This is a genomic window from Streptomyces sp. NPDC001970 (genome assembly GCF_053594115.1).
In genome coordinates this window covers 56,530-80,309 of the sequence record NZ_JBSFDW010000027.1, presented here as the reverse complement: position 1 = coordinate 80,309, position 23,780 = coordinate 56,530, and the positions used below count along the sequence as shown (strand labels likewise).

Sequence of the window (23,780 nt, the reverse complement as noted above, 5' to 3'; positions counted from 1 at the left end):
CGGCCTCGAACCCCGGACTGAGAACGAGGCCCGGATCAGCGACGCCGCCGTCGACGAACTCGTGAAGGATCGCGACCGGCTCCGCGCGGCGAAGAAGTTCGCCGAGGCCGAAGGATCCGTTTCTGCTTTCCCCGCTGGGTCGAGCTCGGCGGCCCGCAGGGCGGTGAGGCAGGCGTGGGCGGCCATGGCGAGGGTGATGTGCCGGTGCCAGCCCGGGTAGCGGCGGACCTGGAGCGCAGCGGCTGTGAGCGCGCACGGCTGCGTCTGCGGTGTGTTCAAGGACGTGAACCGAGCCGGTTGCCGGACTGCAAGTGGCCCGTTCCCTGGCATGAGTGACCGGCCGCCGCTCTCTCCGGGCGGCGGCCGGTTCATTTCGAGCCGGGGGCGTCAGAAGGTGAGCGTCCAGCTGTCGATGGTGCCTGTGGAGCCCCCGGAGACGTCGGAGACGTGGAGCTTCCATGTGCCGGACGCCGGGGACGTACTGGCGTCGACGGTGTAGGTCTTCCTGATGGTCTGGCCGGTGTCCGTCGCCGAATCCGCCTTCACCAGATACGCCTTGCCGTTCGGGTCCAGGAGTTCGATCTTCAGATCGCCGCGCCGCTCATGCCTGGCCTCCACATGGACCTTGAGTTCCCTGGACGCGTTGCCGGTGAAGCCGCTGATGGTGATCGGCACGTCGACGGAGCCGGAGTCAGGGATGGCGCGGCTGGTCTGGTTCTCGTTCGACGGGAACGCCAGCGACCAGGCGGTGAGGAATCCTCTGGAACCCCCGTCACTGTCCTGGACGAGGAGCTTCCAAGTCCCGTTGGCCGGAGAGCCACTGGCGTCGACCGTGTAGGTGGTGCTGATGGTGCCACCGGCCTCCGCCGGGGACGCCGCCTTGATGGGGTATGTACGGCCGTCGGGGGCCACCAGGTCGATCTTCAGGTCGCCGAGCCATTCGTGCGTGGCACCGACGTACACGCGCAGGGCGCCCGCGGCCTTGCCGGTGAACCCGTCGACGGTGATCTGCGAGGTGAGGGTGCCAGGATCGGGGATGAGGTAGGACCCGGTCTTCTCGAAGGAGTTGGCGAAGAGGAGGGACCAGGAGGTGAGGGTGCCGGTGGCGCCTGCCGAGGTGTCCTGGACGAGCAGCTTCCAGGTGCCGCTCGCGGGGGCGGTGCTCGCGTCGACAATGTAGATGCCGTTGAGGGTGCCGCTGCCCTCCGTGGACAGCGGTTTGAGGGGGTACGTCTGGCCGTCCGGGGCCACCAGATCGATCCTGAGTTGACCGCGCCACTCGTGGGTGAGATTCACAGCCACCTTCATCGACCTGGCGGCGTTGCCGGGGACGCCGGACACCGTGATCGGCGCCTCGAGGGTTCCCGGGTCGGGGATGGCGTACTCCTTCTCGCTGATGACCTTGGTGGGGCGGGGCTTGGGGTCCGGGGCGGGTTCCGGTGCCGGTCCGCCGAGCGCCTGGCCGATGTCGATACGGGTGGTGCTGCCGCCGGTGTAGGTGATGGCGTTCCCGGTGTTGGTCAGCCGCGACTCAATGTCCGTCATGCTCTCGGCGGGGAACGCCTGTCGGAGGATCGCCAGGGCGCCGGACACGTGGGGGGTGGCCATGGAGGTGCCGTTCAGGGAGGCGTAGCCGCCGCCGGGAACGGAGGAGACGATGTTGGTGCCGGGGGCAAAGTGGTCCAGCAGCGGGCCGCGGTTGGTGAAGGTGGCCAGCTGGTCGTCGTCGGTGGTGGCGCCGACCGTGACGGCGGAGGACACACAGCCGGGGGCGCTGACCGCGTCGGTGTAGCCGTTGTTGCCGGCCGCGACGACGGTGGCGACACCCTGCGTGAGCAGGTTGTCGATGATCAGCTTGCGCGGGTCGGAGGCGCATTCGGAGGTCCAGCGTCCCGCGCCGAGGGACAGGTTCGCGGCGGCGACGTTGGTTCCGGCCGTCCTCAGCGCGGAGACCTTCTCCAGTCCCTTGATCTGGGAGCTGGTGAAGCTGAGCGCGCACGGGCTGGCCCCTGCTCCGCAGTAGTCGTCGGAGTCGAACCGGGAGAACACCTGGATGGCGATGAGGTCCGCGCCGGGGGCGACACCGCGTACGGGTGCGCCGCTGATGCCGGTTCCGTCACCGGCGGCGATCCCGGCGACGTGGGTGCCGTGGGAGCAGGCGTCGCCCATCGTGGCGCACGGCCCCGCTGCGGAGTCCGCGCTGCCCAAGCCCTGCTGCTCGGTGGTGCCGTTGGGGCAGAGGCTGGTGGCGCCGTAGCTGTCGTCGTTGACGGAGTAACACGCCTCGGTCTTGACCCGGCTGCCGAAGAACGGGTGCTTGGTGGCGACGCCGGTATCGAGGATGGCTATCGCGGTGCCCGCGCCGGTCTTGCCCGACGCGACGGCCTTGTCGCCGCCGATCAGGGGGACGCTCTGGTCCAGGGTCGGCGGCACCGGTATGTCCTCGACGACGCTGACCACGCGCGGGTTGGCGGCCAGCTTGTCCAGGCCGCCCTTGTCGACCTTGAGCGTGACCAGCGGCAGCTTGTCGAAGGACTGCACCTTCTTGCCGGCGGTCGCGGCGCTGGCCACGTCCCCACGGCTCTTGGTGACGACATTGACGCGGACGGTCCCGTCGCCTCGCGTCTTCGCGCGCAGCGGGGCGTCGGCCGGGTCGGTCTGCGCAGCAGAAGCCTGCCTGGCGTCGGGAAAGGGGGCGGCGTCCGCCGCCGGTATCGCGGTGAACACGAGGGCAGCCGCCGCGGCGGCGATTATGCCTCGTATGTGTCTGGTCACGTGCTACTCCACCGAGAAGGGATGCAGGGGGAAGGGTGGTGCGGGTGCGCGGGCCGCGAAAGGGCCGGGCGGCGAGGGGTTCTCGCGCCGCCCGGCCCCGGGGCCTCTCTTTCGGAAGGTCCTAGCGCTCAGCAGGCTGAGACAGCCGATCGATCAGTGCGTCGCGTTTGCGCCGTTCCGCGGGTTCCCGCCCCACCTGACGGCGTTGTGGTAGCCCCAGGCTGTGGCATAGCACCAGAGCCGGGTCGCGTAACGCGGGCAGGTTTGGTTCCTGAGTAGTGAGTAGAACTCGGCGTCACTGGTCCACTTTTTGTCTGGGTACATTTGGCGGAAGTAGTTTTTGTACCAGTTGCCTATGACTCCGTAGGTGTAGTCGTGCGCGTCGCACGCGGCGCGGAAGTCGTAGCCGAACGGCTTGTCCGGCGAGGAGGTGCAGTGGTCGTAGTGGATGCCCATAATCCAGCGGCCGTTGGGAGCCTGCCTCCAGGACGGATTACGCCAGCCGTAGTGAGCGACACTCGTGACGCAGTCGGGGCCCTGCCACCAGGTCCACCTCATGGCATGGTCGCAGTACCAGGGGTTGTCGGCCACAGTAGGAGATTCATCAGGGGCGGGGGGCAGGTTGATGGGGTCGTTCGGGTTGGGTGTCGTGCCGACGGTCTGCACCGCATTCGGAGCGGCGGCGTCACCGACGTAGTTCAGGTCCCATTGGGAAACCGGGGTGGCTACGGTGGCCACCCGCTTGTTGGTGTCGTAGGTGTAGGTGCTCAGGTCGGCGCCCTCGTTCGGGTTGGTGACCTTGCGCAGCAGCCCGGAGCCGTCGTAGGAGTAGCGGGCCACAGTCTGCACGGTCTGCCCGGAGGTGAGGGTGATGTCCTTCACCCGGCCCGTCACGTCACCGAGGGTTTCACCGGAAGCGGTGGTCGTGGTGGCGTAGTTGACCTTGACCGAATCCGCCGGTGTCTCGGGCGACGCGGGCTCGTTGATGGTGGATACGCGGCCGATGCTGTCGTAGGAGACTGTGGTCTGCTTGTACGCCGCGTTGCCCGCGGCCGTCACACGCCAGTTGTCGCCGCCGCCGCCGACCTGCTTGTACGTGTAGGAGGGCTTGAGGTCGGCCGCGGGGATCGGGTTGCCCAGCGCGTCGACGGGGACGTCGTCGCCCTCGACGGGCGTCGTCAGGTCGATGTTCAGCGTCTCCACGACGGTCGTCTTCAGCACACCGGCGAGGTCGTCCCACTTGATGGTCTCGACCAGCTTGGAGCCGTCGGCGGACGTGTAGGTGTTGACGCTGCCGCCGTTGGGACCGGCGATGGAGTCGGTCAGGTCGTAGCGGATGGACTCGTTGGCGGTCAGGTCCGTCGTCGTGATCGAGCCCGAGCCAGGAGTCAGCTTGCGGTTGAGCTGGCCGCCGAGGAACTCGGCTTCCCAGCTCGGGCCGAACACACCGAGGTCCGACCGGTTGGTGGGGGCGTCCTGCGCCTGCGAGATGCCCTGGAGCTGACCGACGACGGAGTGGGAGCGGCCCATCAGGCCCGTCGGTACGTCGGTCTCAGCGAACTCGAAGCTGTTGCTCGCGGACTGATATGAGCCGGGGCCTATTTGCTGGATCGTGCCTTCGGAGAAAGGCTGGTCGGGCACCTCGGTGGCTGAGGCGGGCTGCAGTGGCGCCAGTAGCGCCAGCCACAATGAGGCCGCGATAGAAAGTGCGATTCTGCGCACCGTTTCCCTCTCGGTTCAAGTCGACGTGGATGATGCCGACGGTTACAGATCTTGGGCAGTGCTGCCTCCGCCACCGGACGTGTGCCTACCACGCACCCGGGATGGCGTTGCCCTGGTCGCTTTGACTGCACCACCAACTCGTTGCCGCTGCGCCGTCGACGGGTCCAGCCTGATCTTCGAGCGCTCCGATCACGACCTGATTCGGCCTGGCCCGAAGAACGACATCCCGAAAGAAAGCCCCGCACTCCCATGGTCTACCGCATACACTTCACTGTTCAGGATCTGGCCCGGACACGTGTGGTCCAGGGGCCAACGCCGCTGCATGAGCTCGAACTTGCAGCGCGAGCCTTGCAGGAGCGCAGCCAGCCCGCCCGGCTCGGCGCCTGGCGGCACCGTGCTCGCGCACAGCTGTCTGCCCAAGCACGTATGGCCCTAGCCCTCATGCCCGCCGTGGGATATTCGCCAGACTTCGTCAGCTCTAACAAAGTCGGTGATATCGGGACACTCCTGGAACAGGTACGCAGCACACCTCGCAAGCAGGTCAGGGCGAATCTGCTGGAAATTGCCCACCGTTATCCTTCACTGCCCGCGTGGACTCGCCACCTAGCAGACGATTCGCCCCTATTTGCCGAGCTCTGCACCGGTCTCAGCCATCTACACACAATGCTGCTGGCTCCGCACTGGGAACAGTTCACGGAACACCTAGCGGTCGATCGAACTCTGCGCCTGCGGCAATTGCTCGCCGGTGGTGTCGAGCAGATGCTGAACCAGGCCAACCCCCAGTGGATGCGATGGAACCCTCCAGTTTTGGAAGTCCGGAATGGGACCGGAGCCGATCGTGACCTGTACCTGGAAGGGGAAGGCTTCTTGCTCATACCGTCGATGTTCTGCGCACGGGCCATCGTCACCGACGGCCAGCCCATCTCCGTGAGCTATCCCGCCTACCAGGACCGGCTCCCCCTTGGACTCACGGCTTGCGACTCCGCGCCTGGTCACGCGCGCTCCCCCGGTGTGTTGACGCTTCTGGGCCGCACACGCGCCGCGGTGCTCACCGCCGTCGCAGAGCACCAAGGCTGTTCCACCAAGGAATTGGCCGCTCATGCTGGTGTCGCACCCGCGAGCGCCAGCGAACACGCAACCATTCTTCGCGAAGCCGGACTTGTCCGCTCCATCCGCCACGGAAACTCCGTTCTTCACAGCGTCACCCCCCTCGGCCTGGCACTCCTCAACACGCCAGACGCAGGCTGAGTAGGGTCGGGGACTGGCACGGTGGATGGTGCTCCGTTTCCAGTCCCCGCTGAGGTTGTCCTCGTAAGCCTGTTGAGGGTTCCACGGGAGCTCCACGGTCGCGCCGTCAGGTCCTGGTGTAGGTGCCGTGGCGGGAGGGCCGCGGACCAGACCAGGGTGACGCCCATGCCGCCCTCGGTCAGATCCCCGCCGATATGGCTGGATCCATCCGAATGCGCACTCTGGCGCGCACGCGTGGAGTCATCAGACAATCATGACAATGGTCGTGGTCGGCGGCAGGGGGTGACCCCGTGGTGTGGACGCTTCGGCCGGCAGGCGGACGTTCAAGGACGCGCGGCCGATCTGAATGTCAACCCTCAGACGCTGCGGACCTGGGTGCGTGACGCCGACGGGCGTCCAGTCGCCGACGGAGCGTCGCAGGACACCGAGGCCGAGGTGGCCCGGCTGCGGGGGGAGAACGCGCGGCTGGCCAAGGCGGAGGAGGAATGGCAGCTCGAGCGGGAGATCCTGCGCCGGGCAGCGGCGTATTTCGCCCGGGAGATGAAGTGAGGACCGCCGCTTGGGCCTTCGTCTCCGCCCACGCCGAGATGTTCGGCATCAAGCGGGTATGCAGGGTGTTGGAGGTCTCCCGCTCGGGCTACTACCGGTGGATCGCCGGCGCCAAGGCGCGGGCGGAGCGGCAGGCGGCTGATGACGTGTTAGTCGCCGAGATCCATGAGATCCACGCCGAATACCGTCGGAACTACGGAGCGCTGCGGGTCCATGCCGAACTGCGGGGCTTCGCACGGTCAACCCGCAGCGCGTGGCCAGACTGATGCGCAAGCACGGCATTGTCGGCCGTCACCTGCGCAAGAAGAAGCGAACCACGGTCCCGGACCGCCTCGCGCCGCCGGTGGCGGACCTGGTCCATCGGGATTTCAGCGCCGGCGCTCTCGACGAGAAGTGGTGCGGCGACATCACATACGTGCAGGTCGGAGCCATCTGGCTCTACCTCGCCTGCGTCATCGACATCCGCTCGCGCCGGGTGCTCGGCTACTCGATGGCCCCGCACATGCGCGCCGAGTTGGTCATCGACGCGCTCCAGGCCGCGGTCGCGGCCCGCGGCGGTGACGTCACCGGATTGAACTTCCACGCGGACCACGGATACCAACATACGTCGGCCGCGTTTGCCCGGGTCTGTGACCGGTACGGCATCCGCAGGAGCATGGGCAAGGTCGGCTCGAGCTACGAAACTCGACGTCGCCGCGGAGGATGTACGCGGAACGACCTTGCGCTGGATTCCGGCCACGGGTACCTGGCAGGCGGCTGAGGATGATCAGGGCTGGCGCCCACTGGCATGCGTCCGGACCACCCGTGTGGGCGCACAGGCTCTCCACTTCGCCGGGCGGAACACCCGTCAGCGTTCGGTCTCTTGTTCCACCCCGGAACCGGGGACGCGGTCGAGGAGTTCCGCGAGGACGTCGAGCCGCAGCGCCGCACGAGGGACGTCGGTGGGCGTGACGCTGCCCAGGGGCGGCGGCTGGAACACGGGCAGCGGTTCCACGCCGAGCGCCGTCATCCGGTCAAGGATGCGCTGTTGGAACTCCTCCGGTGAGGTGTACGGGCAGACGATGTCCCGCGGATCGAAGATCGTCCATGACAGCTCCTCGTCCTCGTCGCGAGTCGGCAGATCGAACCAGGCCACACGCGTCACAGCGGGATCCGGCAAAGGAGAACGGAGCGCGGCCATCGGCCTCGCCCAGCGTTGGATGCCGCGCCTCAGCATGCCGCCCACGCCGTCGCTCTCCGGCCACGCCGCCGGGGGCGCCACGGCGAGATAGCCGACACGCTGCTTGAAGTCCGGCCGGTCGGTGTCTTCGGCCACCTCGTAGGACCACCGCTTCTCGTTCCACCGCCACAGGCGCGGGGACTCGCCGACCCGGATCAGGGTGAGCTCCCAGTCCGGTCGGTAGGTCCGCTTGACGTAGAGCCCGCCGGGTTTGAGCTGCGCGAACAGCATGGTCCTCCCCCTCGGCCAGCCAGGCGCCGGCCGTTGTCTCCCCATGGTTGGAAGGGCGAGCGCGTATCGCGAGCCGGTGAACCCTTCCGGTCGCGACACTAGCGGTCGGCCTGCTGCTGCTCGCCGGTGTGGCCAGGCGCCGACCGCGGTTACGTCGCGCGCTGCCACTCACTACGGCCCGCCAGGGGATCAGCTAGTACTCCAGTGCGACTTCGTGATCGCGTCGGTGGTGTCAGTCGTGCCGCTTACTGTGGCGGGCATGGGCTATGACGTGCACATCACCCGGCGTACGCCGTGGTGGCAGGAAGAGGGCGAGCTGATCACCACGCAGGAGTGGGCGGCGGTGGTCGCTGCCGACCCCGACCTGGAGATGGTTCGGGTGGCCCGGGCTTCTCCGCGCGGCCAGGATGCGGTGTTGGAGTACCGGCACGAGTGGCTGGCACAGATGGTCACCCACCCCGAACGGGGCACTCACGGCGCCTGGTTGGACTGGCGAGAGGGGCGGGTCGTGGTGAATAACCCGGATGAGGTTCTGCTCAAGAAGATGCGGGAGATAGCTGGGGTGCTGGGGGCGCGCGTCCAGGGCGACGACTGTGAGTACTACGACGAGTGAACGCTGCCAGCCTGCAGCAGGAACGGCCACCGCGTGATCATCGGGGGTTGTGTGGACTCCTGAAGATCGTGCGGTGGCCGCGGGCCATAGCGTAGACCCTGCCCGCTGGCGGGCGATGTTCGACCAGGCCATGACCCGGATCGCGGGACGGTTCCGGCGAGTGGAACCTCGGGCTACCGCCCGCGCCTATCTGCTCGGCCTGCTGTCCGGCGTGGAACGCAAGAACTGCTGGCGGCTGGCTGAACAGTGTGGACGTTCGCGTGCGTAATTGGCTCTGCCCGGAGTTCCGTGAACGATCTTGAGCTTGGTGTAATGCCAGGGTGATGCTGAGCGCCTGGAATCGGCGCGGCTCGGTGTGTGACGGGGACGGGTGGAGAGATGGCGGCACCAGAGCTTCGGGGTACCGTGCAGGGGCCGGCGCGGTTGGACTGGGAGCTGATGCCCCTGGAAGGCGTCGGGCCGCTGTGTTTCGGCATGCGTATCACTGAGGTCGCCATGACCGAGCTGCGTCGGTTCCAGGCTGACCCGTTTGGGGAGACCCTCGGCGTGGAGTTCGGCATGGGACGTGCGGAGCCTGCCGTGTACGCCTACTTCATCGACGGCCGGTTGTTCTGCGTCGCGGTCGACGCGGCCCACGGACCCCAGGTGACGCTCTGGGGACGGGAGTTGACCGCCTGCGTCACCGCCGATCTGGAAGGGTTCCTCTTGCACGCACACCGGTGTGGCGTGCTCGATGTGTCCTACGGTCCGCGCGGGAACCCTGGAGTCAATGGACTCGGTCTGGTGGTGCGAGTGCAGGAGGTCGCCAGCGGCGTGGTGACCCGGCCGGTCATGGTGGGCCAGACCTGGGCCGACCGCATCACCGACGACTGGGAAGGCGCGATCCCGGAGTGTGAATGGGTGGGCCGTCTGTGGCCCCATCCAGGTGGAACGGAATCCTGGCCCTCGCCCGGCCACAAGACGCGCTGGGGCGGCTGGCAACCTCCTTTCTAGCCTGGCCCTCCCTGCGGCGAGCTTCCGGCGCATGCCGCATTCCCCGGAGAGCCTGACCTGCGGATTCACGGAACTCCGGTCAGAGATTCCCCAGGGGTAAGTTCACGTAATTCCCCAGGTGCCCGTCTGGCTGGGGGCTGGTGACTCGTCTCGTCAGAGGTCGACGCGATGCTCGGCAGCCGATGGGTCATCGACGGAGCCGTAGCGCAAGACGACGTGCGCCGGCCGGAACGGCAGGTCGTTCAGGATGGGTGCCATGACAGCGAAGAGTGCGTCGGCGTCCGGTCCGTAGGCGTAGAGGACCACCTCGCCTCCTCCGTACTCGTTTCCGTCGAACTCGCCGACGTCGGCTTGCTCGATCGCCTCGGTCAGCAGGGACTGGGCCTGGCGGACGACCTCCCGTTGGCTTGGCTCGCCGAGGACGTCATCGGCCAGTCGATAGTGAGCGATGACGGCATGCTCGACGGCGGCTTCTGCTTCGTCTGTGTCGGCCATGCGGGAAACGATCTCATCCCGGACCGACATCCTCGCCAGCCTGGCCCTCCGGGACGCGGTCCTAGGTGATCGTGGGCTTGGCAGGCTTGTCGGTCGGGTTCTTGGGGCGCTTGTTCGGGCGTTAGCTGGGGCCGTTCATGATGACCTGGTGGCTCGTGTTGATCAGCCGGTCCAGGAGTGACTCGGCGACGACGGGGTTGGGGAAGAGGGGATACCAGTCGCTGGGCGCCCGGTTGCTGGTGATGATCAGGGACCGGCCCTGCCGCTCGCTGACCAGCTCGTAGAGATCGTCAGCCTGGGACGCTCCGAGCTGGCGCATGGCGAAGTCGTCGAGGATGAGCACGTCGGGCCGTACCAGTTCACGGATCCGCTTGTCCCAGGTGCGGTCCGCGTGGCCGCCGGCGAGGTCCGCGAGGATGCGGCTGGTCTTGGCGAAGCGGACGTGGGCGCCCTGGCGGACGGCGAGGTGGCCGAGGGCCTGGGCGATGTGGGTCTTTCCAACCCCGACCGGGCCGAAGAGGATGACCGACTCGCCGGAGTGGAGCCAGCGCAGGGCTCCGAGGTCGCGGATCTGGGCGGCGGGAAGCTCCGAGGAGGCGGTGAAGTCGAACTCCTCCAGGGTGACCTGCTGCTCGAACTTCGCCCGGGTCAGGCGTCGTTGGAAGGCGACGGTCTCGCGGCGGGTGATCTCGTCCTGGCAGAGGACCTGCAGGAAGTCCAGGTGCCCGAGCTCGCCGCCGTGGGCCTGGGCCAGGCGGGCATCGAGGGTTTCCAGCATCCCCGAGAGCCGCAGCGACTTCAGCGACTCACGCAGGGCCGAATCCATCACGCTCATCAGATGCTTCCCTCAGCTTCGCCGTGGACCTGGTCGTCATGGATTTCATCCGCCGTGTCGGACGGGGCGACGGAGGCGAACAGCAGGGCCATCGCGTTGATGGCGCCGAACGGACGATCGAACCTCAGCCGGGCAGGCGGCAGCGCCGTTTCGAGCAGCCGCGGTGCAGGAGTCTGGCAATCTAGACGGGCGCAACAGCCAGCGACTCGTGCGGCGGAGGCGAGCAACAGTGGACCGTGTCGTGGTGATCGGTGCCGGAGTCGTCGGCCTCACGACAGCAGTGTGTCTGGCTGAAGCTGGGCTGGACGTGCAGGTGGACACCGACCGCACGCCCGACATGACAACGTCGGCGGCCGCCGGTGCGATGTGGGACCCGTATCTGGTATCGGCGGGCAGCGCCACCGATCGGTGGAGCCGTGTCACCCTGTCTGCGCTGACCGAGCTGAGTTTCGAGCCGGACACGGGCATCCACATCGTGGAGGGCACGCAGGAGTCCCGGGCACCCCGGGACCTGCCTTCCTGGTGGCAGTTGGTCGATGCGCATCCGTGCAGCGCCGACGAGCTGCGGCCCGGCTTCCTCGCTGGGTGGCGCTACCAGGCGCCCGTGGTGGCTATGCACCGGTACCTCGACTACCTGACCCAGCGCCTGGCCCGCGCCGGCGGGCGGATCCGGCACCACCACTACACCAGTCTTGACGAGGCCGCCACCGGAGCGGTGCGGGTGGTGATCAATTGCTCGGGCATGGGCGCCCGAGCGCTTGCAGCCGACCTTGCGGTCGAGCCCGTGCGCGGCCAGTTGGTCGTGGTCGAGAACCCCGGCATCGAGTCATTCTTCTGTGACGACACCCCTGGCGCCGAGCTCCTCACGTACATCTACCCGCATACGAACACGGTGGTGCTCGGAGGGACGGCGGAGCGGGGAAGTTGGTCCTTGCAGCCGGACCTCGCAGCTGCCCAGGAGATCATCGAGCGCTGCGCTGCCGTCGAACCGTCGCTGGCAGATGCCCGGGTGCTCGACCACCGGGTGGGGCTCCGCCCGACGCGGTCGGAGGTCAGACTCTCTGAGGAGTGGCACAACGATACGCTGATCTTGCACAACTACGGTCATGGCGGTGCTGGCGTCACTCTGTCGTGGGGGTGTGCCCGTGAAGCCGTGGAGCGGGTCCAACAGGCGACCGGGATCACTCCCTGATCTGCCACCGACGGCGATGCCCGGCGATCCCGGCTTCGGGCCCCCGACGGAAGAGGTACAGCCAGGTTCGTGTCGCCAGGATGGCGGCCAGGGTCGCCGTCCACGGCCAGCTGAGAGTGCCGGTGGTCACGATTGCGGCACCGGCGGTTGGCGACGCTGCGGTCAGCAGCATGAGCGCGACTTCGCTCCTGCTGCGGTGGAAGCGGTGTGCGATCGAGAAGTCGGACCGCTCGTAGCCGACGATCGAGGCGCTGAGCACGAGGGCCAGCACCATGGTCGTCCAGGGGTTCCGGCTGACCTGGGCATAGGTGACCGGAAGTGAGATGAGGAACGGCAGGACGCCGCCGTACTCGGACAGTACGTTCCCCCACTTCATGATCCTGCCGAAGGAGTTCGAGCGGATTCGAGCCAGTTCGCCGGAGGCACTTGCATAGACGATCAGAGACAACATGGTGCTGAACGTCGCACCGATGAGAAGCAGACGTACGTCGTCGGGGAAGCGGGAGGAGGAAAAGGCAAAGCCCAAGAGGAAGGTGATCGCAGCAAGCAACGAGCCGGAGAAGGCAATGCCTGCGGCTGCTTCCCCGGACTGGAGAGTTGCAGGGTCGTCTCGTTCGAAGCGGGCTATCTCGAAGGCAGGTTCGCCGGCAAGGGTTGCCAGGCCCGTCAGGGCGTGGTCGACCGGTGCGAGTGACTCCCGTAGCTGCTCCATGGCAGACGCCGGTACGAGGTGCCGGGCATCCGGGTCGATGTACTCGACTCGCAACTTGTGCTGGTAGTGGATGAGCAGGTCTCCGGCCGGGGCGGCTGCTCGCAGGACCCGGGTCCCGATGAACCCGTGAGCCAGCAGGAACCACATGGCGTCGAATTCCGTCGATGGAACTACGGCGGAGATCAGTGGCTGGTCCCCCGGCCTCTCCGCCACCTCCTCGAGTAACTCGGTCAGCAGGCGAGATGCGATGCCCTGGCGGCGCATCCCGGAACAGACCGCTATCCCAGACAGTCGCACATGGCCCGGCGAGGGCACTTCGGCCACCGCGCACGCGACCAGTGCGCCGTCGGCTTCGGCCACCCTGGCTACTCCAGCAGCTACGACATCCGGGAGAAGCAAGGCCCACGAAAGTGCGCCAACCCTGTCCCAATCGGTCAGCAGCGTGCAGAGGTGCGGCAGATCCGCGGGGACTGCCGACCTGGTTGACAGAGGGGCCATGTCACTCCGTTTCGCCCATCGCGGCGGCCAGCCCGAAGTTCCCTGCGTGCAGGAGAACTGTTGAATCATCAGCTTCCTCTGCATCGAGCGCAAGGCCACCTGGCTTCGTTCACGTGAAGTAGCAGCGTGTGATCAGCGGTTTGGGCAGCAGTTGGCGATCTTGAGTGCTGCAGTGGCTCACGAGAAATGACGTCACCGTGGTGAGGTGTCCCGGAGTCCGGCAGAAACGGACCGCACTCTTGATCAACGGTCATTAGACTCCCGGGGCTCGCGCTGGCGGGTGACGGCTGTCGAGGGTTCGGGTGGCGTCGATCGACCGGACGACGTACCCAAGTTTCGCGCGTGCAGTGTCGGCCCGGTCGTTGATGAAGGTGTTCACGGATCGCGTGGTCGGCAAGTGGAGGAGGGCTGTGATGTCTGAAGGCCAGACTGTGGACGATGACCGTTGGGCCAGGTGGCCAGAGCCGTGGGCGGGCACGGATTGCGACATGCGTACGGTCGTGGGCGCGATCCCACGGGAGGTCAGGGACGGGTTCAGGTACGACGAGATCCCTTGGAAGCGGTTTCCGCATTTCTATGGCCCGGGCGAGGAAATTCCCGGTCTCCTTGCGACGCTCGCCTCCGAAGATGCCGAAGCCGCCGACGGGGCTTTGTGGCAGCTGTGGATAAATCTTCACCACCAGGGCAGCACGATCGCGGTGGGAGCATTGGCGGTGCCGTTCCTGCTCCGGATCGCGGCTACCGGGTCCCCCGGGCTCCGCGTGGAAACCCTTCGCCTGGTCGCCGAGATCGGACGATGTCAGCACCTTGGGGACGGATCGCGTGAAGGCCTTCTCCAGGTCGCTGAGGATCCATCGATGATGGAGGGCACCACCCAATGCCCGGTGGACTGGACGATTCAGGCCGCTCGCGATGCCATCACAGGCGACCTACACCTCCTGTTCCCTTCGCCGATCCGCGAACTTCTGGACTGCGAAGACGACTCCTTCATCCAGGCCCTGTTGCACGACGCCCGGGACGCGGAGAACCCGCACCTTGAACATGACGCGGTCGTCGATAGGTGGAGTCGGCACCCCCGTACCGCGCTGGCCTGGGGCCGTTACGCGATCGCCCAGGGCGAGCGGGCCGCGCTCGCCCGTCCCCCACCGCCCGCAGCGCCCAGCTCGACGCGCTCGGCGATGCCGATCACGACACCGCGATCCTCGCCGCCCGTGCGGTCGAGGCCAAGCACCGGACCGCCGATCTCCACGACCGTATTCGGGATCTCACGGCTACTGGGGCGTTCGCCGACCTCGTCGTCCAGTGCCGCGAAGGGGCCCTCGGACGCTTCGCCACCGTCCACCTGGACCTGTGGGACCGGGCGCGGCAGCTGTCCGCCGAGCACCAGGCCGGCTGCCCGGAACGGGCCGCGGAGTGCCCGCGATGCCCCCTCGCTCTCGCCGAGGCCCTTGTCATGGAAGTCCCTGCCACGGCTGGGCTGGACGAGGGATGACGTCACGAGGGAGATCGCCGAGCCCGACACCGCCTCAGACCGATACGCGATCCTCGACGACCTCCTCCCCCATGCGGTCGTAGCCGTCGCCGACGCCGCGGTCGGCGACGAGTCCACCGTGTGCGGCTATGGCTGGGTCTCCGAAACGGGCATCACGGGCCATGGCGACTCCATGGCCTCCGGCAGCGGCGAGGAGGAGGTCGTCGGCATCTGCAACGCCGCCCTCGCCCTCCTCGACCGCAGCCGGGACTGCCCCGTCGTCATCCTGTGTGACAGCTCCGAAGCCGTCGCCACCATCAACCGGGCCCTTGAAAACGCCAACCCGGCGGTGGCCCACCGCACTGTTGTGTTCCCCGAGGGCAGGCAGCTCCTCGCCGACCTGATGCCGCACCGCGACCGCGTTGAGGTCCGCTGGCTCAAGGGCCACATCGGCCACGACCTCAACGAGACCGCCGACGCCCTTGCCACTCTGGCCCTGCGCCGTGCCACCGGCCGCATCCCCCGCTGCTGTCGCCCGCAAGGAGCAGGGGCGGATCCTGCGCGCTCTTCGATTCGGCCAGAGCGAGCCGCACACTGCCGCATGATCCCCAAAATCCTGACGGGCTGGCACTATCTCGGTGCCGCCCGGTTCTCTATCGCCAGCCGAAGCCACCGTCACGCGACGGGACCGCCTGATGCCCGGCCATAACCAGCGTGGCTGCGTAGGCCACAACCGAGAGCGTGTGTCGTCGGATTGCAAGACCACTTCCCGATCACGGCCGTGTGCGATGTCGGTGGGAAGTAGCAGCGCCTGAGCACGGCTCCGCACCGATGGCTCGGCTCGGCCGACCCTCCGCCCCTACCGCCGGCAGCCTGCACCGCCCATACCCTGCCTGCGGAGATGCAGATGGCCCACCAGCACCGCTTCCGTATGATCCCCGCATGCCCTGGATACGCCGCCGCCCGCGCGTCACCGAGCCCCCCGAGGGCCGACTGCCCGATCTCGACTTCCTCACCCTGGTCCGCGACGCCCTGGAGGAGGTCGCCCCCGGCTGCACGGCGGGCGCCGAACTCAAGGGCAACTCGCTCCTCAGTCCGCAGGGCTGGGCCGTCGGTATCGGGCCGGCAGGGCACGGGGACGAGGGGCACTACGACCTGATCGCCTTCCCGGACGTGAGCATCCAGCCCGACGTGCCCTGCTTCGTGGACTGCGTCGTGGTGGTCACCACCCCGCGTGACGCGGCCGGCCTCTGGGCCCGTTCCGCCGGCGCCTGCATGCTCGAGCTGCTCGACGGGCACGAGCAGCTCGCCGAGCACTGGGGCCCCGACGAGGAGCGTGGCGTTCCGGGGTGGCGGTCCATCACCTCGGGCGTGCTGGCCTACGGGCTCTCCGACCGGGAGAACCTCCGTCTCCAGAACGCACTGCTGGAGGCGGACGTGCTCCGCGAGATCGCCCACACCTTCACCGCCGACCTGGAGTCGCCCTGGTTCAACGGTGTCCGGGTCTTCTACGGCGGCGCCCCAGGCGCCGTGGAGGCCGAGGTGCGCGTCAACGGCGAGCGGCACGAGGCCGCCTCCGCCGCGCTGGCCGCACTCGGCTTGCCCGAGCCGACGGTCTTCACCGTCGCCCGGTCCTTCACCCTGGTGCTGCCCATCGGCTCCGGCCCAGAGCTGCACGACCACGCGGCCGGCGGGAGCGGGTGCGGGTGCGACTGCGGCGGCACCTTCGACCCGGAGCATCCAGGCTTCGCCCACCCCCTCCCCCACCTGATCGCCGAACTCTCCCCGGCCGAGCGGGCGGAGCGGGTCACCGCCGATACCGGCGCGGTGATGGTCGCCCGAGGTGTCGGCAACTTTCTCAAGGTCCGGCTGCCGATCCGCCTCGACGACGGCCGCACCGTGGTTCACCTGGCCTGGGTGTACCTGTCCGCCGAGGTGATCGAGGACTACACCCGCCGGGTGCACGACGGCACCCTGGCCGGTCACCGCTTCGAGGGCCTGTTCTGCAACGCCATCGAGCCATGGGGCGAGGAGCTGCTCCAGGCGCGCGTCCTGCTCGGCGGGCAGCGGATCGAGGCGGACGGCTCGATCCGGCTCAGCGAGGTTCTCGACTCCGAGCACCCGCTGCTGGTCCGGATCCTGCGCGAAAGCTGGCCGGCCGCGTTCGTGCTCGGCGACCGCAGCCCAGGGGCGCGTCCCGCGTAGACCTGCCGGAGTCCTGGCGGCCAGATCGTCGACTCGCCCGGCCGGCTGCCCGCCCGAGGACCTGGCCAAGGAGTTTGAGCCCTTGGCGCAGACCATCCGCATCTGGGTCAATCAGGCCCGTGTGGATGCTGGTGGATTGTTCTACGCCGCAAGCGCCAGCCGTAGGCCGTACCCGTCGACAACGATGCGCCTTACACCCTTGCGACCCAGTGTCATGACACCTGCTCGACTTGGAGGACTCGACAACAACGGACTCGGAGACGGGTGCGCATGACCGTCCCACACCATCGACGTTCCGGCGTCGGTGGTCACGGCAGTGAAGCCGATGTGACCCGTCTCGGGCAGGTCGTAGCCGGTGTGGCCGCTGTCGTTGTGGGCGGTGATGTATACGCGGGGTGCGCCCTCCAAGGTGGTGTTGAGGGAGCCGCGCTCGACGCCATCCCCGCATACGCGGGGGTGATGCCGTGGCGCTCGAGTGCGGCCCGCAGGATGCCGCCGGTGCGCGACCTCTGGGCTTGCCCAAGAAGGCGGATCCCCGGACGGGCGTACTCGATCATCGCCGCGCCGAGCCGTCCGCACCGGCTCGCCGCCGTCGCCGCGGCACGGTGCCCCGGTCACGGCGGTGACCCGGCCGCGCGGGCCTCGCCTGCACGGCCGAGTCCGGCGCCGGCTCCACGGATCGAGGAGTTTCCGGTGCCTCCCACTCCGACCGGCTGCGGAGAAGGAGCGGGAGTGGGTGCGGCTGCTTACGGACGGATGCCGAAGGGGCCGAGCTGTCCGCCATCGATGCGCAGCGACTCAAGCAGTGTGAAAGCGTTGTCGGCCGTGAAGACGTCGGCGGCGGCCAGAGTTCCGGTGTATTTGGCGATCACCGGGTCAGCGGCTTGCTGGGCGACGGCGTCGAGGTAGGCCTTGAAGATGGCCCAGGAGTTTCCGGTGGGTCCGTACTTCTGGAAGTAGGGCGTGGGGTCCACCGTCGCCGAGGCGTTGCGGACGGAGGCGTCGAGGTCGGCCATGTACTGCTTCTGCAGATCACCGTCGGCGCGGACTCCGAGACGTCCGAGGTGGCCACCGACCAGGGTCTGCCACGGGTAGTCCATCGCCACGTCGTGTGCCTTCACCCAGCCAGGGATGTCCTGAGAGACGGCGAGGTTCTTGAACGGCACCCAACCGGGGTACAGCACATCCACAACCATCAGGGTCGCCTGGTCGGGGGCGTAGATGAAGATGTTGTCGGGCGAGTGGTTCGGACCATGGTAGGCGAGTTCCAGTCGCTCGCCGCCCACCTTCAGGACGTAGCGGTCGTCGAAGGTCACCGTCGGGACCGGCCGGTTCGGGTCCCGGTCCAGGCGCAGCAAGCGACGAGTCTCGGTGTGGCCGATGCGCACCACGTCCTTGCCCAGGATGGCCGAGGCCCCGATGTGATCGGCGTGGGAGTGGGAGTACACCAGGTGCGTGACCTTGCTGGGCATGCCGTTGGCCCTGGTCACCTGCTCGATGGCGCGCAGCAGGTTGTGTCCGATTGTGGGCGGCGCGTCGACGAGTACGACGCCCTCCCTGGTGGTCAGGAACATGGCCTGGTAGTACGAGTCGGTCACCCAGTAGAGGTTCCCCTTGATCCGGCCCACGAAGTAGCCGTCCGCGTTGAGCGCGGGACCGACCGAGCCCGATGGGATCGGCGCGTAGTCCGGTAGTGCGGTCGTATCAGTCGCCGCTGCGGTGCCGGGCAGCGCGCCGCCGAGCAGCGCGGCCGCGGCAGGCACGGCGGCAGCGACCGTCGCCCCCTTCAGGAATCTGCGGCGGCTTGCTCCGTCCGCTGCTGTGAGCTTCGTTGTCATGAGTTTTCCTTCCGAACTGGGCCGCCGCGGACTGTGATCGGCCGATGGGCCGGCAGCACACGCGGGGCTCCAACCAATTAAGAAGTTGAATAGTAAACTATATAGTGGATGCGTCAAGTATTTAGGACCCACTGCGGCAGAGGACGCCGCGCCCCGGCGGACTGAGCCGCGGGCAGGGGTCGGAGCTCGCGATGCGCCACGGGTGCGCCGCTCGGGTCGGCTCATCGAACCGGGGGTTGAGGCTTGCGGGGTCTGCGGCATGGCGGCGAGCGGTACCGCGCCATCCCCAGGGTCTGCATGAATCGAGTCAGGAAGTATCCAGGTCGTGCACCGTTCGAGCGCCGCAGGGGCAGCTTCCGGTTGCGTTGTACCGGCCTGCCGGGCCTCGTACCCTGCGGCACATCCCGCTGTGGACTGCCGGTGCGAAACCGTCAGATCATCCCCGCGAACTGCTGTCGCGGCCGCTGGGGGTGCGCGGTGCCCTGGCAAGGCCGGACGAAAGCGTGCTGGAGGGGCCTGCACGTGATCGACACCGGCGACATCGACGTCTTCCAGATCTTGAGTCGTGCCGTGAGCGCTTCGGCGGCGAAAGCTGAGCCGCCCCGGCCCACCACCGAGAACGCCGGGGCGACCATCATGGCCTGGCAGTCGACCCTGCTCGCCGCCAGCCGCGCCGCCGGCCACGGCCACATCACTCTGCTACTCGACAACCCACCCCGGCGTCCGCTTCGTCCGCTTCGTCCCCTTCACCGGCATCCGCGGCCTCGGCGCCCTCACCGCTCCGCGACGACCTGCACAACCAGCGGACCTGACATGACCGGCTGCCCCGACGCAGATTCACAGACGAGCGGAACCCGGCACGGTGTCGACGGCTTCGGCAATGAACTGCCCCACGGCACCCACACAGAGCGCCCTGTCGGCGTGACAACTCCCCATCCATCCAGCGCCTCGCACACGCCGCACTCAGTGGTGCGCCTGCGGCCTGCGCATGCCGCCAAAGTCCTGGGTCCTGTGCATCCCGTGATGCGCCTGCTCCGCAGCCCGCTTGCCTCGGCCTTCACATCCACCGCCGACGGCCGGAGCAACGTCCGAGGAACAGCCATGCCCGAGGCGGTACAGCCAGGCCTGATTCACGGCATGTTTCCCGCCGCGTGCGCAAAGAGACACCGCCGCTTCTTAGCCTCCGTCAGGCCGCCCGGTCCCACACACGGGCGGAGATCCAGGAGGCTTCATGTTCCGGCATACGCGCCGTGCTCTCGTCACGCTCACCACCACTGTCCTTGCGAGTGGTCTGGCGGCCCCGTCCTACGCCGCATCCACCGACGCGGCACCGTCCCCAGCCCCGCTCGCACGGGCCCACGCCCACAACGACTACGAGCACACCAACCCGCTCGACGATGCACTGTCGCACGGCTTCAGCAGCATCGAGGCCGACATCTGGCTGGTGGGCGACGAGTTGCTGATCGGTCACGACAAGGAGGACCTGACACCGGGCCGCACGCTCGAGTCGCTCTACCTCGACCCGCTGATGAAGCGGGTGAAGGCCAACCACGGCGAGGTGTACGACGGCCACACCACCTCGCTTCAGCTGCTCATCGACATCAAGACCCCAGGCGCGGAGACCTACGAGGTGCTGGCCGAGCATCTGAAGCGCTACCGGTCGATGCTGACCACGTCCACGCCCGGCAAGGTGCACGCCGCAGCGGTGACCCCGGTCATCTCCGGCGACCGCGCCGCACGGATCCCGATGGAGGCGCAGAACGTGCGCTCCGCCTTCTACGACGGCCGCCTCGCCGACCTGGGCACCAGCGCTCCCGCCTCATTCATCCCGCTGATCAGCGACAACTGGACGAAGAACTTCGCCTGGCAGGGCGTGGGCCCGATGCCGGTGCACGAACGCGCGAAGCTGCGTCAGATCGTGGCCGACGCCCACACCAAGGGGCAGCAGGTCCGCTTCTGGGCCACCCCCGACACGGCCGGACCTGCGCGTGACGCGGTCTGGAAGGAACTGGTCGACGCCGATGTCGACTACCTCAACACCGACGACCTGGCCGGGCTCGAGACATTCCTGCGCGTCCACGACTCCAAGTAGGCGAGAGCCAGCGCATCCACGCGGCACACGCACACAGCTGAGCGGCATACCGAGACGGCCCGGAGGCAGTCCCCCCACCAGGAGGGTCGCCACCGGGCCGTTCCGGGCTGCGCCGCTGCCCGCAGGCGCCGGAGTAGCACTCGACCGGCAAGACGCCACCTGCCCGGGTGCGCGCGCGGGCCACGGATGCCTGTCGTACACGATCGACTCCTCCAACGCCCGGCAGGAAGGCCGCTGATGCGGCCGTCGCGGATGTCCACCTCCTCAAGCCAAAGGCACTGCCCGCGGCTGGAGCCGCTGGATCACCAGCGACGTCGACCGGACCCTGGTCATCCTGCTGTCCGGCCACTGCGAGGGCGAGACGATCCGGCACTCCGAGCTTTTCCCGGCCTTGAGGGTCCGCGGACTGCCGGTCGTGCGGACCGCCGAAGTCCTCGACCGCCTCAACCTGCTCACCAGTCCTGGCGCCCGTCGTTGATCTGATCGAGGGAGGAGCGGGCGAAGGGGCGGGGCGTGCGGCAAGAGTGGTCGCGGGAAGAGCTGTGGGCCGTACGGTCGGCGCTGATGACGGACAGGAATGAGGGCGGCTTCCCGTCGGCGTGGGAGGTCGCCCTCACGGTATGCGAGGAGGAATCGGGGAACTGAGCACCCGCTGCCCGCGACTGGCGCCGCCGTTGACCTGACTGAGGGGCGCACGCAGGGAAGGGCCGTCCGCTCCCCATCCGGGCCGGCCCGACATCACGACGCCGTGGCGCGTAACCGCGCCACGGCGTCTCAAAGTCTTGGCGAATCGGCCGCACCCAGGTGAGGTGTCACCTGGGTGCGGCCGAGCCGAATCAGCAGGTGGCGTTCAGACCGGCCCAGTTGGCGCGGTCGTTGTAGCCGCCGTCGCCGGCGTCGCCGACCACCAGGTCGAGCACCCGGACGCCGGTCAGGTCGACGTCGGCCTGGCGGGTGTCGTCGCGGGTCAGCACACCGCTGTCGAACAGCACCCGGCCGTCACCGATCACCTGGAAGGTCGACGTGCCGCCCTCCGGGCCGACGTTGCGCACCGCATCGTCGATGCCGACGGTCGCGGTCAGCCGGCTGCACTGGTCGCCGAGGTAGTAGCGGACCGCGGAGGGCGAGGCGACCCCGATACCGGTCGGGTGGACCTGGCCGAGCATGCTGATCGGCGACCAGCCACCGACGCTCAGGTCGACCGTCGGGCTCATCCACCCGCTGGTGGCGCTGATCCACTTGTGGTGCGACAGGACGACGTCGCCGTCCGGCGCCGCCGGTGCGACAACTACCGATGTGGCCGTCTCCTGCCGCAGCTGTCCCTTGCCGATCACCTTGTACGACGTGGTGGCGGTCAGCGCGGTGTTGCCCGGCGCGGCGGTGGCCGGCAGGGTCACCGTGAAGGCGAAGGTCTCGGAGCGGTTGGAGTCCAGCAGCTTCGGCGCTTCGCCGAGCGGACGGGCCGTCCAGCCGGCGGGCACCTTCAGCTCAACCTGCGGCGCGAAGACCGGCTGCGCACCGTCGTTACGGACGGTGACCTCGACCCGGGCCTGGTCGCCGCCGGCGACCACCGGGGCGACCCCGGCCGGCACCGCGTCGCCACCGACCTGCGTCACCTGCGGCAGGCCGGCGACGACGTGCGGAACACCGGGCTTGCCTGTGGCCGGGCCGACCCGGAACAGGGCCGCGCCGTGGGCCGGGACGGCGGCACTGATGGTACCGGCGCTCTCGGTGACCTGGTTGGTCCAGGCGTTCTTCAGGGTGAACCGATCCCCGGACAGCCCGACCGACGACGCCTTCGTGGTCACGGTCGTCGGGCTGTCGCCCCGGTTCAGCAGCACCACGGCACGGTCACCGTTGGCCAGCCGCTTCACCCAGGTCTCCGTCGTACCGGCGGGGCCGACGCGGACGGCCTGGATGCCGGCGGTGTCCTGGTTGATCGCGAGTACATCGCTGTCCGTGAGAATGCCGAGCGAGGTCTGGCTGAGCTTACGGACGTCACTGCCGATCACCAGCGGCGCGGCCGCCACCGACCACAGCGTCATCTGGGTACGGAACTCCTCGTCGGTCATCCCCAGCTCAGGTCCGAGGTAGTCCGGGTCGTTGAAGTGCCCCGGCCCGGCGGCCTCGGGGTGCCGCGCGTTCGCGTCGTAGTTCCGCAGCACGTCCTTGAACTTGATCTCGCCGACGAAACCCACATCCGTGTACGTCCGCCAGGACTGCGCGATCCCCGGCGCATAGCTCCAGGAGTACGTCGACTGCTGCTCCTCCGGGTAGTTGCCCCAGTCCGGGGAGGTCACCGGGTTGCAGAGGTTGAAGAGCATGGGGCGCCCACTGGCGTTGTTCCGCAACGCCTGCGCGAACTCGGTGTAGACGGTCTTCGGGTCGAGGTCCGCGGCGATCCCGCAGAGGTAGTCCACCTTGACCGCGTCGAACTCCAGGGCGGCGAAGTTGTCCGCGTCGCGCTGGTAGTAGCCGTGGCTGCCGAGTCCGCACTTGCCCGGGATGTACGGACCGGCGTCGGTGTAGATGCCGGCCTTCAGACCCTTGGAGTGGATGTAGTCGACCAGCGGCTTCAGCCCGTTCGGGAACTGGTCGGGGTTGGGCACCAGGTCGCCGGCTGCGCTGCGCGGGGTCGGCGCCGCCCAGTTGCCGTCGATCCAGACGTACTCGTAGCCGGCGTCGCGCAGGCCGCTGCTGACCAGGAAGTCGGCTATCGACCTGACCTCGGCGTCGGTCGGATCGCCACCGAGCGCGTAGTAGGTGTTCCAGCCCATGTACGGCGTCGGGCTCAGCACCTGCTGTGGTGCTGGCGCCGTGACGGCGACAGTGCCGGCCGCTGGGCCGGCGTGGGCGGGTGCCGGCAAGACCAGCAAGCCGGTCAGGAGGGCGAGGAGGACGGTGAGATGTCGTTTCACATCGGAACCTTCGCTGTCCCATCGATCAGGCGGGCCGACCCGTCCTGGTCGTGAGTCCGAGGTACCGCTCCCTCGTGGAGGGTGCGGCGGTCGGTCTTCGGACCAGTCAACGCCCGCGCGCCTGCGGTTTGTTTCCAGGATCTTGCAGCGGTTACCGGCGCGTGTCAATAATAA

22 protein-coding genes and 2 pseudogenes are annotated in these 23,780 nt (G+C 68.1%); 11 read left to right on the top strand and 13 right to left on the bottom strand.

The window, feature by feature from the left end; all coding sequences use genetic code 11:
- Nucleotides 1-78 precede the first annotated feature (78 nt).
- From ACWCP0_RS28365 to ACWCP0_RS28355, 3 genes and pseudogenes are all read right to left on the bottom strand, one after another.
- Nucleotides 79-231 (bottom strand): annotated as a pseudogene (locus ACWCP0_RS28365) (IS701 family transposase); the annotation flags it as partial.
- A 156-nt stretch (nucleotides 232-387) separates the two neighbouring features.
- A complete protein-coding gene (locus tag ACWCP0_RS28360) occupies nucleotides 388-2,775 on the bottom strand; it encodes a proprotein convertase P-domain-containing protein (RefSeq protein ID WP_451081611.1) in 2,388 nt (795 codons plus the stop codon).
- A gap of 153 nt (nucleotides 2,776-2,928) precedes the next feature.
- Nucleotides 2,929-4,416 (bottom strand): phospholipase A2, encoded by a 1,488-nt coding sequence (locus ACWCP0_RS28355; RefSeq protein ID WP_451081610.1) that lies wholly within the window; start codon nucleotides 4,414-4,416, stop codon nucleotides 2,929-2,931.
- 330 nt (nucleotides 4,417-4,746) lie between these two features.
- Between ACWCP0_RS28355 and ACWCP0_RS28350 the strand changes: the two genes are divergently transcribed.
- The 4 genes from ACWCP0_RS28350 (at nucleotide 4,747) to ACWCP0_RS28335 (ending at nucleotide 7,054) form a co-directional block, all read left to right on the top strand.
- Nucleotides 4,747-5,745: an ArsR/SmtB family transcription factor gene (locus ACWCP0_RS28350; protein WP_451081609.1), complete on the top strand. Its 999-nt coding sequence runs from the start codon at nucleotides 4,747-4,749 to the stop codon at nucleotides 5,743-5,745.
- Between the two features lie 375 nt (nucleotides 5,746-6,120).
- A complete protein-coding gene (locus tag ACWCP0_RS28345; protein ID WP_451081608.1) occupies nucleotides 6,121-6,294 on the top strand; it encodes a hypothetical protein in 174 nt (57 codons plus the stop codon).
- Nucleotides 6,291-6,560: a hypothetical protein gene (locus ACWCP0_RS28340; RefSeq protein ID WP_451081607.1), complete on the top strand. Its 270-nt coding sequence runs from the start codon at nucleotides 6,291-6,293 to the stop codon at nucleotides 6,558-6,560. Before ACWCP0_RS28345 ends, ACWCP0_RS28340 begins: the two co-directional genes overlap by 4 nt.
- Complete coding sequence (locus ACWCP0_RS28335; protein WP_451081606.1) at nucleotides 6,548-7,054, top strand: DDE-type integrase/transposase/recombinase; 507 nt, start codon at nucleotides 6,548-6,550, stop codon at nucleotides 7,052-7,054. The genes ACWCP0_RS28340 and ACWCP0_RS28335 overlap by 13 nt, the downstream gene beginning before the upstream one ends.
- A gap of 87 nt (nucleotides 7,055-7,141) precedes the next feature.
- Here ACWCP0_RS28335 and ACWCP0_RS28330 read toward each other — a convergent pair whose 3' ends face one another.
- A complete protein-coding gene (locus ACWCP0_RS28330; protein WP_451081605.1) occupies nucleotides 7,142-7,744 on the bottom strand; it encodes a hypothetical protein in 603 nt (200 codons plus the stop codon).
- Between the two features lie 259 nt (nucleotides 7,745-8,003).
- Here ACWCP0_RS28330 and ACWCP0_RS28325 point away from each other — a divergent pair, with 259 nt between their 5' ends.
- The 3 genes and pseudogenes from ACWCP0_RS28325 to ACWCP0_RS28315 all read left to right on the top strand — a co-directional run bounded on the left by ACWCP0_RS28325 (nucleotide 8,004) and on the right by ACWCP0_RS28315 (nucleotide 9,350).
- On the top strand, nucleotides 8,004-8,357 hold the full coding sequence (locus ACWCP0_RS28325; protein ID WP_451081604.1) for a hypothetical protein: 354 nt from the start codon (nucleotides 8,004-8,006) through the stop codon (nucleotides 8,355-8,357).
- 130 nt (nucleotides 8,358-8,487) lie between these two features.
- Nucleotides 8,488-8,616: pseudogene (locus tag ACWCP0_RS28320) on the top strand (IS701 family transposase); the annotation flags it as partial.
- A 164-nt stretch (nucleotides 8,617-8,780) separates the two neighbouring features.
- The gene (locus tag ACWCP0_RS28315) at nucleotides 8,781-9,350 is read left to right on the top strand and encodes a hypothetical protein (RefSeq protein ID WP_451081603.1); all 570 of its coding nucleotides are present in this window, start codon (nucleotides 8,781-8,783) and stop codon (nucleotides 9,348-9,350) included.
- Between the two features lie 153 nt (nucleotides 9,351-9,503).
- Here ACWCP0_RS28315 and ACWCP0_RS28310 read toward each other — a convergent pair whose 3' ends face one another.
- The 3 genes from ACWCP0_RS28310 to ACWCP0_RS28300 form a co-directional block, all read right to left on the bottom strand.
- On the bottom strand, nucleotides 9,504-9,875 hold the full coding sequence (locus ACWCP0_RS28310) for a hypothetical protein (RefSeq protein ID WP_451081602.1): 372 nt from the start codon (nucleotides 9,873-9,875) through the stop codon (nucleotides 9,504-9,506).
- Nucleotides 9,876-9,966: 91 nt separating this feature from the next.
- Nucleotides 9,967-10,680, bottom strand: a complete 714-nt coding sequence (gene istB / locus ACWCP0_RS28305; protein ID WP_451081601.1) for an IS21-like element helper ATPase IstB — start codon at nucleotides 10,678-10,680, stop codon at nucleotides 9,967-9,969.
- Complete coding sequence (locus ACWCP0_RS28300) at nucleotides 10,680-10,907, bottom strand: hypothetical protein (protein ID WP_451081600.1); 228 nt, start codon at nucleotides 10,905-10,907, stop codon at nucleotides 10,680-10,682. The genes istB and ACWCP0_RS28300 overlap by 1 nt, the downstream gene beginning before the upstream one ends.
- Nucleotides 10,908-10,909: 2 nt before the next feature.
- Between ACWCP0_RS28300 and ACWCP0_RS28295 the strand changes: the two genes are divergently transcribed.
- Nucleotides 10,910-11,872, top strand: coding sequence for an FAD-dependent oxidoreductase (locus ACWCP0_RS28295; RefSeq protein WP_451081599.1), 963 nt, complete (start codon nucleotides 10,910-10,912; stop codon nucleotides 11,870-11,872).
- On the opposite strand, the gene ACWCP0_RS28290 is transcribed toward ACWCP0_RS28295, so the two are convergent.
- The 3 genes from ACWCP0_RS28290 to ACWCP0_RS28280 all read right to left on the bottom strand — a co-directional run bounded on the left by ACWCP0_RS28290 (nucleotide 11,862) and on the right by ACWCP0_RS28280 (nucleotide 14,737).
- Nucleotides 11,862-12,944, bottom strand: a complete 1,083-nt coding sequence (locus ACWCP0_RS28290) for a GNAT family N-acetyltransferase (RefSeq protein WP_451081598.1) — start codon at nucleotides 12,942-12,944, stop codon at nucleotides 11,862-11,864. The two genes, ACWCP0_RS28295 and ACWCP0_RS28290, sit on opposite strands and share 11 nt — an antisense overlap.
- A 1,237-nt stretch (nucleotides 12,945-14,181) precedes the next feature.
- Nucleotides 14,182-14,580, bottom strand: coding sequence for a hypothetical protein (locus ACWCP0_RS28285; RefSeq protein ID WP_451081597.1), 399 nt, complete (start codon nucleotides 14,578-14,580; stop codon nucleotides 14,182-14,184).
- A 28-nt stretch (nucleotides 14,581-14,608) separates the two neighbouring features.
- Nucleotides 14,609-14,737: a hypothetical protein gene (locus ACWCP0_RS28280; protein WP_451081596.1), complete on the bottom strand. Its 129-nt coding sequence runs from the start codon at nucleotides 14,735-14,737 to the stop codon at nucleotides 14,609-14,611.
- A 9-nt stretch (nucleotides 14,738-14,746) separates the two neighbouring features.
- On the opposite strand from ACWCP0_RS28280, the gene ACWCP0_RS28275 reads away from it, so the two are divergent.
- Both ACWCP0_RS28275 and ACWCP0_RS28270 read left to right on the top strand, forming a co-directional pair.
- Nucleotides 14,747-15,262 (top strand): RNase H family protein, encoded by a 516-nt coding sequence (locus tag ACWCP0_RS28275; RefSeq protein ID WP_451081595.1) that lies wholly within the window; start codon nucleotides 14,747-14,749, stop codon nucleotides 15,260-15,262.
- Between the two features lie 233 nt (nucleotides 15,263-15,495).
- Nucleotides 15,496-16,758 carry a DUF6348 family protein gene (locus ACWCP0_RS28270; RefSeq protein ID WP_451081594.1) on the top strand — a complete coding sequence of 421 codons (1,263 nt, stop codon included), beginning with the start codon at nucleotides 15,496-15,498 and terminating at the stop codon, nucleotides 16,756-16,758.
- Between the two features lie 746 nt (nucleotides 16,759-17,504).
- On the opposite strand, the gene ACWCP0_RS28265 is transcribed toward ACWCP0_RS28270, so the two are convergent.
- Nucleotides 17,505-18,596 carry an MBL fold metallo-hydrolase gene (locus tag ACWCP0_RS28265; protein WP_451081593.1) on the bottom strand — a complete coding sequence of 364 codons (1,092 nt, stop codon included), beginning with the start codon at nucleotides 18,594-18,596 and terminating at the stop codon, nucleotides 17,505-17,507.
- A 431-nt stretch (nucleotides 18,597-19,027) separates the two neighbouring features.
- Nucleotides 19,028-19,288, bottom strand: coding sequence for a hypothetical protein (locus ACWCP0_RS28260; RefSeq protein ID WP_451081592.1), 261 nt, complete (start codon nucleotides 19,286-19,288; stop codon nucleotides 19,028-19,030).
- A gap of 539 nt (nucleotides 19,289-19,827) precedes the next feature.
- On the opposite strand from ACWCP0_RS28260, the gene ACWCP0_RS28255 reads away from it, so the two are divergent.
- On the top strand, nucleotides 19,828-20,688 hold the full coding sequence (locus ACWCP0_RS28255) for a phosphatidylinositol-specific phospholipase C/glycerophosphodiester phosphodiesterase family protein (protein WP_451081591.1): 861 nt from the start codon (nucleotides 19,828-19,830) through the stop codon (nucleotides 20,686-20,688).
- A gap of 836 nt (nucleotides 20,689-21,524) precedes the next feature.
- Here ACWCP0_RS28255 and ACWCP0_RS28250 read toward each other — a convergent pair.
- Nucleotides 21,525-23,606: an NPCBM/NEW2 domain-containing protein gene (locus ACWCP0_RS28250; protein ID WP_451081590.1), complete on the bottom strand. Its 2,082-nt coding sequence runs from the start codon at nucleotides 23,604-23,606 to the stop codon at nucleotides 21,525-21,527.
- Nucleotides 23,607-23,780 lie beyond the last annotated feature (174 nt).

Excerpts from the sequence above, each read along its gene's own strand:
- ACWCP0_RS28270 (WP_451081594.1), top strand. The coding sequence starts at position 15,496 with ATGCCCTGGATACGCCGCCGCCCGCGCGTCACCGAGCCCCCCGAGGGC.
- ACWCP0_RS28330 (WP_451081605.1), bottom strand. The coding sequence starts at position 7,744 with ATGCTGTTCGCGCAGCTCAAACCCGGCGGGCTCTACGTCAAGCGGACC.
- ACWCP0_RS28310 (WP_451081602.1), bottom strand. The coding sequence starts at position 9,875 with ATGTCGGTCCGGGATGAGATCGTTTCCCGCATGGCCGACACAGACGAA.
- istB (WP_451081601.1), bottom strand. The coding sequence starts at position 10,680 with ATGAGCGTGATGGATTCGGCCCTGCGTGAGTCGCTGAAGTCGCTGCGG.
- ACWCP0_RS28260 (WP_451081592.1), bottom strand. The coding sequence starts at position 19,288 with ATGTGGCCGTGGCCGGCGGCGCGGCTGGCGGCGAGCAGGGTCGACTGC.
- ACWCP0_RS28255 (WP_451081591.1), top strand. The coding sequence starts at position 19,828 with ATGTTCCGGCATACGCGCCGTGCTCTCGTCACGCTCACCACCACTGTC.
- ACWCP0_RS28350 (WP_451081609.1), top strand. The coding sequence starts at position 4,747 with ATGGTCTACCGCATACACTTCACTGTTCAGGATCTGGCCCGGACACGT.
- ACWCP0_RS28265 (WP_451081593.1), bottom strand. The coding sequence starts at position 18,596 with ATGACAACGAAGCTCACAGCAGCGGACGGAGCAAGCCGCCGCAGATTC.
- ACWCP0_RS28325 (WP_451081604.1), top strand. The coding sequence starts at position 8,004 with ATGGGCTATGACGTGCACATCACCCGGCGTACGCCGTGGTGGCAGGAA.
- ACWCP0_RS28280 (WP_451081596.1), bottom strand. The coding sequence starts at position 14,737 with ATGGCCCGTGATGCCCGTTTCGGAGACCCAGCCATAGCCGCACACGGT.
- ACWCP0_RS28275 (WP_451081595.1), top strand. The coding sequence starts at position 14,747 with ATGGCCTCCGGCAGCGGCGAGGAGGAGGTCGTCGGCATCTGCAACGCC.